The 7365-nt window shown below is 42.8% G+C and carries 9 protein-coding genes; 2 read left to right on the top strand and 7 right to left on the bottom strand.

Annotated elements, in window-relative coordinates; all coding sequences use genetic code 11:
• Window positions 1-263: 263 nt before the first annotated feature.
• The 4 genes from B4H10_RS00665 to B4H10_RS00650 form a co-directional block, all read right to left on the bottom strand.
• Window positions 264-1619: an MFS transporter gene (locus tag B4H10_RS00665; protein WP_059076972.1), complete on the bottom strand. Its 1356-nt coding sequence runs from the start codon at window positions 1617-1619 to the stop codon at window positions 264-266.
• A gap of 126 nt (window positions 1620-1745) precedes the next feature.
• Window positions 1746-2261 carry a transcription repressor NadR gene (locus tag B4H10_RS00660; protein WP_113854982.1) on the bottom strand — a complete coding sequence of 172 codons (516 nt, stop codon included), beginning with the start codon at window positions 2259-2261 and terminating at the stop codon, window positions 1746-1748.
• 3 nt (window positions 2262-2264) lie between these two features.
• Entirely contained in the window at window positions 2265-2786 is a 522-nt protein-coding gene (locus tag B4H10_RS00655; protein WP_059076970.1) for a hypothetical protein, read from the bottom strand.
• 202 nt (window positions 2787-2988) lie between these two features.
• Entirely contained in the window at window positions 2989-4242 is a 1254-nt protein-coding gene (locus tag B4H10_RS00650) for a diaminopimelate decarboxylase family protein (RefSeq protein WP_072235735.1), read from the bottom strand.
• 147 nt (window positions 4243-4389) lie between these two features.
• Here B4H10_RS00650 and B4H10_RS00645 point away from each other — a divergent pair, with 147 nt between their 5' ends.
• Window positions 4390-5247, top strand: a complete 858-nt coding sequence (locus B4H10_RS00645; RefSeq protein ID WP_059076969.1) for a LysR family transcriptional regulator — start codon at window positions 4390-4392, stop codon at window positions 5245-5247.
• Window positions 5248-5312: 65 nt separating this feature from the next.
• Here the strand turns inward: B4H10_RS00645 and rplT are convergent, their stop codons facing one another.
• The 3 genes from rplT to infC are packed head-to-tail and all read right to left on the bottom strand — an operon-like array spanning window position 5313 to window position 6438.
• On the bottom strand, window positions 5313-5663 hold the full coding sequence (gene rplT, locus B4H10_RS00640) for a 50S ribosomal protein L20 (RefSeq protein ID WP_059076968.1): 351 nt from the start codon (window positions 5661-5663) through the stop codon (window positions 5313-5315).
• A 45-nt stretch (window positions 5664-5708) separates the two neighbouring features.
• On the bottom strand, window positions 5709-5906 hold the full coding sequence (gene rpmI / locus B4H10_RS00635; protein WP_059076967.1) for a 50S ribosomal protein L35: 198 nt from the start codon (window positions 5904-5906) through the stop codon (window positions 5709-5711).
• A gap of 16 nt (window positions 5907-5922) precedes the next feature.
• Window positions 5923-6438 carry a translation initiation factor IF-3 gene (gene infC, locus B4H10_RS00630; protein ID WP_072235734.1) on the bottom strand — a complete coding sequence of 172 codons (516 nt, stop codon included), beginning with the start codon at window positions 6436-6438 and terminating at the stop codon, window positions 5923-5925.
• 357 nt (window positions 6439-6795) lie between these two features.
• Between infC and B4H10_RS00625 the strand changes: the two genes are divergently transcribed.
• The gene (locus B4H10_RS00625; protein WP_059076965.1) at window positions 6796-7308 is read left to right on the top strand and encodes an Hsp20/alpha crystallin family protein; all 513 of its coding nucleotides are present in this window, start codon (window positions 6796-6798) and stop codon (window positions 7306-7308) included.
• Window positions 7309-7365: the final 57 nt, after the last annotated feature.

Genomic DNA, 7365 nt, shown 5'->3' with positions numbered 1-7365 from the left:
CGTTCTATCTCTAGAACCTCGCACTCTGGCGTTCATTCGTATGTTGCATTGTTCAGTTTTCAAAGGTCATCTGCCATCGAAGTTTGTATCTCCAACAGCTCGTTTAGTATATCACATTATTCCGTTTTGTCAAGCACTAATTTTAAACTCTTTTGTTTCAAAACTGTATTTGATGTTCTTCGGTCTCATGCGATGTAAAGAATTTTACCATCAAAAAAAGGAGCTGTCAATAGGTACAACTCCTCTTTTTGCAAAATTATATCTCATAACGTCTGTTTTACACTTTTTGAGCGATTCTGGACTGCCGTGATACTTTCCAAATCTCTCTGCTTGCTTTCGATTCCCAATCCCATGACAACGGCAGCTACTGCAATGAAAACAAAGGCAAACATATAGAACACCGCGCCAAAACCAAAACTATGCCCTATCATAACACCAACCATTACGGGAGCTGCCATACCGCCAAATCTGCCAAACCCGGCAGCCCATCCGCTGCCAAGGGCTCGGATAGTTGTCGGATATTGTTCTGGCGTATATGTATAAAGCACGCCCCATGCACCGAGATTAAAAAACGACATAACCGAACCCCACATCATCAGAGCCGCTGCCGTCGAAGCATGTCCGAAGAAATAACTGGCAACACCGCTGAAAAGGAGAAATACAGACAATGTATACTTCCGCCCCAGCCTGTCAACCAGCCATGCGGCGCAATAATACCCGGGCAATTGGGCCAGCGTCATGATAAGTACATATTCAAACGTTTTAACTACAGTAAATCCCTGTTGAAATACCAGAGACGGCAGCCACATAAATATCCCATAATAACTAAAATTAATACCAAACCATACAAGCCATAGCATAATCGTCCGTTTCATGTAAGGTTTTTTCCACAATTCCCGGAATGAAACAGTTGTAGCCGGTGGCAGTTTTTCCACCGCATCATTAAATGGAAGTACAGGAACATGGAGTTTCCGTTCCAATGTTATGACAATATTTCTCGCTTCTTCGACCTTCCCCCTAGACAGAAGATACCGGACCGATTCTGGCATATGCAGGCGGATTAAAAATACATATACAGCCGGAACAGCCCCCAACGCGAAGGCCATGCGCCATCCATATACAGGAATAAAAAAATAAGCGATGCACGCTGCAGCAATCCAACCAAGTCCCCAAAAGCTTTCCAAAAGAACAATAAAGCGGCCACGCACCCGCGACGGAGCATACTCGGACACCAAAGTAGCGGCAACCGGTAATTCTCCGCCCAGGCCAAATCCAACCAGAAATCGAAATATGAGAAGAGACTGATAATTCCATGATACAGCGCAAAGTGCCGATGCAATACTGTAGAGCAATACAGTTATAGAAAAAACCTTTTTCCGTCCCAGATGATCAGCTACCGTCCCCGAAACGACCGCTCCCAGCGCCATCCCGATCAACCCAATACTGCCAATCAATCCCATCTGGCCCGGGGCCAGTTGCCATTCTTTCGCCAATACAGGAAGTATAAACGCAATCAATCCTGTATCCATCGAATCAAAAAGCCATCCCAAACCAGTAACTAATAAAAGTTTGTAGTGAAACGAGCCAACTGGCAGCGCTTCCAGACGTTCCAAAACCATATTAATACCTCCTCAATACGTTCTTTACAACTGTCATGACAGCTGTAATATACAGTGTATTGTACACGCAAAAAAAAATAAAAGCAATAGGAAATCAACCATTCCTGCTGCTTTTATTTTTACGATTCAAGAATTATATAAAATCCCAAGTTTATCCAATGCATGTTCAATGGCATCCATGTCTGCTTCTGTATCAGCTTCTATCAAGTGTGAGTGGATGCCGCCGCTGATGCGGCTGAGCAATTCTGCATGTGTTTCCTCCATACGATGAATATATTGATCTACATCGCGGCGTGACCGGAGATTCAATGATCCTTCCAGGTAGCCATAAATTTCATGTTCGACAACGACATTATGCACCCGTCCACCGTTATCCACAATAGCTTCTAATTCGGTCCTCATTTGTTCCGGACCGTGGCAGACGACAATCATGCGCTCGATACCGCCATGCCTTACGTGTTCTAATTGATATCCACGGGGCGTAGAAATAATAGAAACGCCCCGGGCACGCAACAGAGCTACATCGCCTACAATAATCTGGCGGCTGACCTGGCATCTTTTTGATAATTCAGCTCCTGTAACCGGGCCGCTGGCATGGGTTAATACGTCAATAATCTGTTTTCTTCGGACTTCGCTCTCCATATTTTATACCTTCTTTATCACAAAGTCTTCCACTTCCTGATTGGCAGAAAGAAAAAAGGCGGCAAACAAGTTTCCCAATAAAAATCCAATTCCCAATCCCGGTATAAAACCAAGCAATTCATTAAACAACCAGGAATGTACCAGAAGGGGCATATAAAACACCAGACACTGGATTCCCGCCAGAACTACGGTAATACTCAGCAGGAAAAAAAACATGCACCCCGCACAGGGATAGTAAAATTCTTTCTCTGACTGTTCATAATAAAAATGCCGCAGCTGTTTTCTTAAAAGTACAGCCAGACCAACACTGAGAAAATTTCCCAGCAGGAACCAGAGGATAGCCATAAAAAAGAAATCAGCAAAATAATATATGACAATGCAAGCCCAAAGAATATACAGAATGGGCACAGGCAAAAAATATGTCAAATGTTCCGAACAGCCTTTCCGATAACGGAACGAAAATACGGAGAGGAAAATGACCATACAAATCTGAAAACCCGTCAGTGTATCAAATCCGGCAAGCATGGTTTCCACTCCTTTCTTGTATGATAAACACAGCTTATATTTGTATTTTAACATAAAGAAGAAATAAATCCTATGAAAATCAGACAAAATTTATAGGAAATCAAGAGCAGATAGTACACAAATTCATTTCTCACAACATTTGACAAAGAACCATAAAAAAGCCCACCAACATGGTAGGCTTTTTTATGTATTGTTCCAGCTCTTATAAATCAGAAAAATCTAACGTAGCAAACAAATCATCAATCGTTTCAGCACGGCGGATCTGTGTTACTGTGCCATCATCATGAAGCAACAATTCGGCCGAACGCAGTTTGCCATTATAGTTAAATCCCATAGAATGGCCGTGTGCACCAGCGTCATGAATGACCAGGATATCTCCATCATCAATGCGTGGAAGGCTGCGGTCAATTGCAAATTTATCACAATTTTCACAAAGCGAACCCGTTACATCATAAACATGGTTTTTCGGTTCGTTTTCTTTCCCCATTACAGTAATATGGTGGTAAGCACCGTACATGCCCGGACGCATCAGATTAGCCATGGAAGCATCGACGCCAATATATTCTTTCCAGATATGCTTATGATGAATGGCCGTTGTTACGAGATACCCATACGGTCCCGTGATAGCACGGCCACATTCAAAAGAAATACGGCAATGGCCCAAACCGGCTGGTACCATTATAGCATCAAAATGTTTCTTGATGCCCGCACTGAGTTCATCGTAATCAACGAACGATTCTTCTGGACGGTACGGCAGGCCGATACCACCGCCAAAGTCAAGAAATTCAACATTGATACCAAGCGTTTTCTGCACATCCAGGGCCAGTTCAAACATCATTTTAGCTGTATTAATCAGTCCGCTGGCATGAAGTTCATTAGAAACGACCATGGTATGCAGGCCAAAATGCTTGACCCCTTTATCTTTCAAAATACGGAATGCATCTAATACCTGTTCCCTGGTCATACCATACTTGGCTTCTTCCGGTGTCCCGATAATATCATTTCCGCCTTTGAGAAGAGGACCCGGATTATAACGTACACAAATCCATTCCGGCAGCGGACCCCGTTTTTCCATGAATTCGATCATGGAAATATCATCCAGATTAACCAACGCGCCTAATTCCATGGCTCTGGCAAATTCCTTATACGGCGTGTCGTTAGAAGAAAAAACGATGTCCCGCCCCTTGATGCCTACTTTATCACATAATTCCAGTTCCGGAAGAGAACTGCAGTCTGCGCCGACGCCTTCTGCCTTTAGCAACTTCATAATGTACGGATTCGGTGTCGCTTTAACGGCAAAATATTCTTTAAAATCATAAGCCCAATCAAAGGCTTTGATCAACTTACGAACGTTGTTGAGGATAGCCTGTTCATCATAAATATGGAACGGCGTAGGATACGTAGCGATAATATTACGAATTTGTTCTTCCGAAAAGGGAACAGTCTTTTTATTCATCCTATTCAACTCCATTGACAAAAAAATAATTCTAAATTGTTTCTTTTCTATACGTATTATATAATGAGTAAGGATGATTTGTGAAATAGATTATATTAATTTTCGCAATTTGTTTTTCGAATTACTCAGCCAAACGAAGGTGACTTTATGGATACAACGACACTGCGTACATTTATTGCACTGGCTCAAATAAAAAATTTTACTAAAACAGCACAACAATTATTTGTCGCCCAATCCACCGTAACCAATCGCATCCGTGATTTAGAAACCGAATTGGGCAAATCCCTGTTCGTCCGCAATCATAAGCAGGTAGAACTAACCCCGGCAGGAGAAAAATTTCTCGATTACGCCCAACGATTTATCGCTTTAGAAATCACGGCTTTCCAGGATTTGCAGAGCAGTTCCACGTTTGCCCAAAAAATCCACATCGGTTCAACAAATACGATTTATGAATGCCATCTTCAAAAAAGTATCCGCGCTTATATGAAACGAAAACCAGCCGTATCCCTGAACATTACCATCAGCCATACGCCTGAAATGCTCCGCAGCCTCCAGGACGGCTTATTAGATGTAGTATTTACGTATTCAGCCCTATACCGGGATGGCATTATCTGTAAATTATACCGCACAGACACGTTGGATTTAGTCTGCAGCAGCGCAGATACAACCTATGCCAGGGGCATACGCAAAGATGACCTGCAAAAGATAGACTACTTATTCTGTAACTTTGCGCTTCAGGGAGTCGGCCTCTACATCCAGGACTTATTTCCCAGGCACCACCGGTTTCCTATGGAAATTGACAACAGCACTAAATTGCCTCAATATCTGGCAGAAGGTCTGGGGTATTCCTTTCTTCCCCACAGTCTGGTAGAAGATGACCTGGAACAAGGAATTCTCCGTTCGGTCCCGCTCCTCGATTTTGCCCCGCCCCGCGTAAGCAGCTATTATGTCACCCGGTCATCCGCTTCTCTTCCTGACGATCTGGAAAAATATTTATTAAAATAAAAAGCAACCCTGCTTATGTAGAGCGGGGTTGCTTGCATGAAATACCAGTAAGATATGCTTATATTTTACTGAGCTTTTGCCACTTCAACAAGTTTGGCAAAGGCAGCAGCATCATTAACAGCCAGGTCAGCCAGCATTTTGCGGTCAACGATGACATTGGCTTTATTCAGGCCATAGATAAACCGGCTGTAGCTCATGCCATTTGCACGGCTTGCCGCATTGATACGGGCAATCCAGAGTTTACGGAATTCACGTTTCTTGGCACGACGGTCACGACGGGCATAGAACAGAGCCTTCATGACACTTTCATTTGCTTTTTTGAAAAGGCGGGAACGTGTTCCACGATAGCCTTTAGCCATCTTTAAGATTTTTTTATGACGAGCGTGTGCAGTAACGCCAACTTTAATTCTAGCCATGATTCATTTCCTCCAAATCTCTATGTTAACTACGTGAGTATACCCTTAGATGTAGGGGCACATTTTACGAACAGCATCAACCGTCGTTTTGGCAACCAGTGCTGCTTTTCTCAGATTCCGTTTGCGCTTCGGGGATTTAGATTCCAGAATGTGGCTCTTGTACGGTTTCATCCGTTTGAATTTACCAGTACCAGTAGTAGTAAAACGTTTGGCCGCAGCACGGCGGGTTTTTAATTTCGGCATAATATATATCCTCCTCTTACTTCGCTTTGTTGACAGCGATGACCATGGTCATGTTTCTGCCTTCTACTTTAGGTTCCTTTTCTACATGGGCAACGTCCTTCAGTTCATCAGCAAAACGCATCAATAATTTTTCGCCCAGTTCCGGGTGGCTCATTTCGCGGCCGCGGAACATAATCGTAACTTTGACTTTGCTGCCTTCCCCTAAGAAGCGCTGCGCTGCTTTCATCTTGACATAGAAGTCGTGATCCTCAATATTGGGACGAAGTTTAACTTCTTTCAACGTCAGGATTTTTTGTTTCTTTTTAGCTTCTTTTTCCCGTTTCTGCTGTTCGTAACGATATTTGCCGTAATTCATGATACGGCATACAGGCGGTCTGCCATTAGGCGCTACTTCCACCAGATCAAGGTGCCGTTCTTCGGCAATCTGCCGGGCAGAACGAAGGGACATGACTCCCAGCTGTTCATTATTGTCGCTTACCACACGGACTTCGCGGGCTCTGATTTGATCGTTGATACGTAATTCCTTACTAATCGTCGTTCACCTCCATAAAAAAAGAACGGAAAGCATGCGCTATCCGTCTGTATCAGTATACATCATTTTACCTTAGTAACAATTTCAGTCATGTAAGGTGAGAGGCGGACAGCTTCTGCTTTGTTTTCAACATTGCAAGTATACCAAAACTCCTACAGCTTGTCAATGGATAGTTTTGTTGAAATTTTAATAATTTTTATTAGCACTCTATTGACATGATGGCTAACAAGGAATATACTATAGGCGTAGACAGAAAGTAGATGGTTCTAGAGCCTTAAAGGTCAAAAGAACTAAAGGATAAAAAGTCTACATCGTCATTACTATTACATATTCACCTAAGAAAAGAGGTTTTATATTATGAGAAACTTATTTCCAGTAAGCACTGATTTTGCATTTCCTGACAGTACATTTGATAATTTCTTTAACGGTCTGTTCCAGCCAACAGCAGAAACACAAGTAAAACTGCCAAAAGTTGATATCGAAGATACAGGAAAAGCTTATATTCTGACAGCAGATTTACCGGGTATGACCAAAAAGGATATCAGCATCACCTATGCCAATGATATTCTGACTATCGGAGCCCAACACAAAGAAGAAACGGAAGAAAAATCTCCAGAAGCGAATACTAATGACCAGAAAATTTCCAACAACAGTGACGTTGCTGAAAAGAGCAGCAAAGCTCCGGCAAAAGAAGAACGTCATTTTATCCGTAAAGAACGTACTAATACTGTGTATAGCCGTCAATTCGTCGTGCGTAACATCCAGCGCGACGGCATCGAAGCTTCCTTTGAAAACGGTGTTCTGACTATTACATTGCCTAAGCAGGATCCTGATGCGATTCAGGCCAGTCAGAGAATCGACATCAAATAACACCTGAGTTTCCCCTTTGATTTCTTACATCACTTTCCCAATCCCCCTAAAGCAAAC

This window comes from Megasphaera sp. UBA4382, assembly GCF_002391155.1.
Taxonomy (GTDB): Bacteria; Bacillota; Negativicutes; order Veillonellales; family Megasphaeraceae; genus Megasphaera; species Megasphaera hexanoica.
Note: the sequence above shows the minus strand (reverse complement) of the source record. Positions and strands in the feature narration are given on the sequence as shown.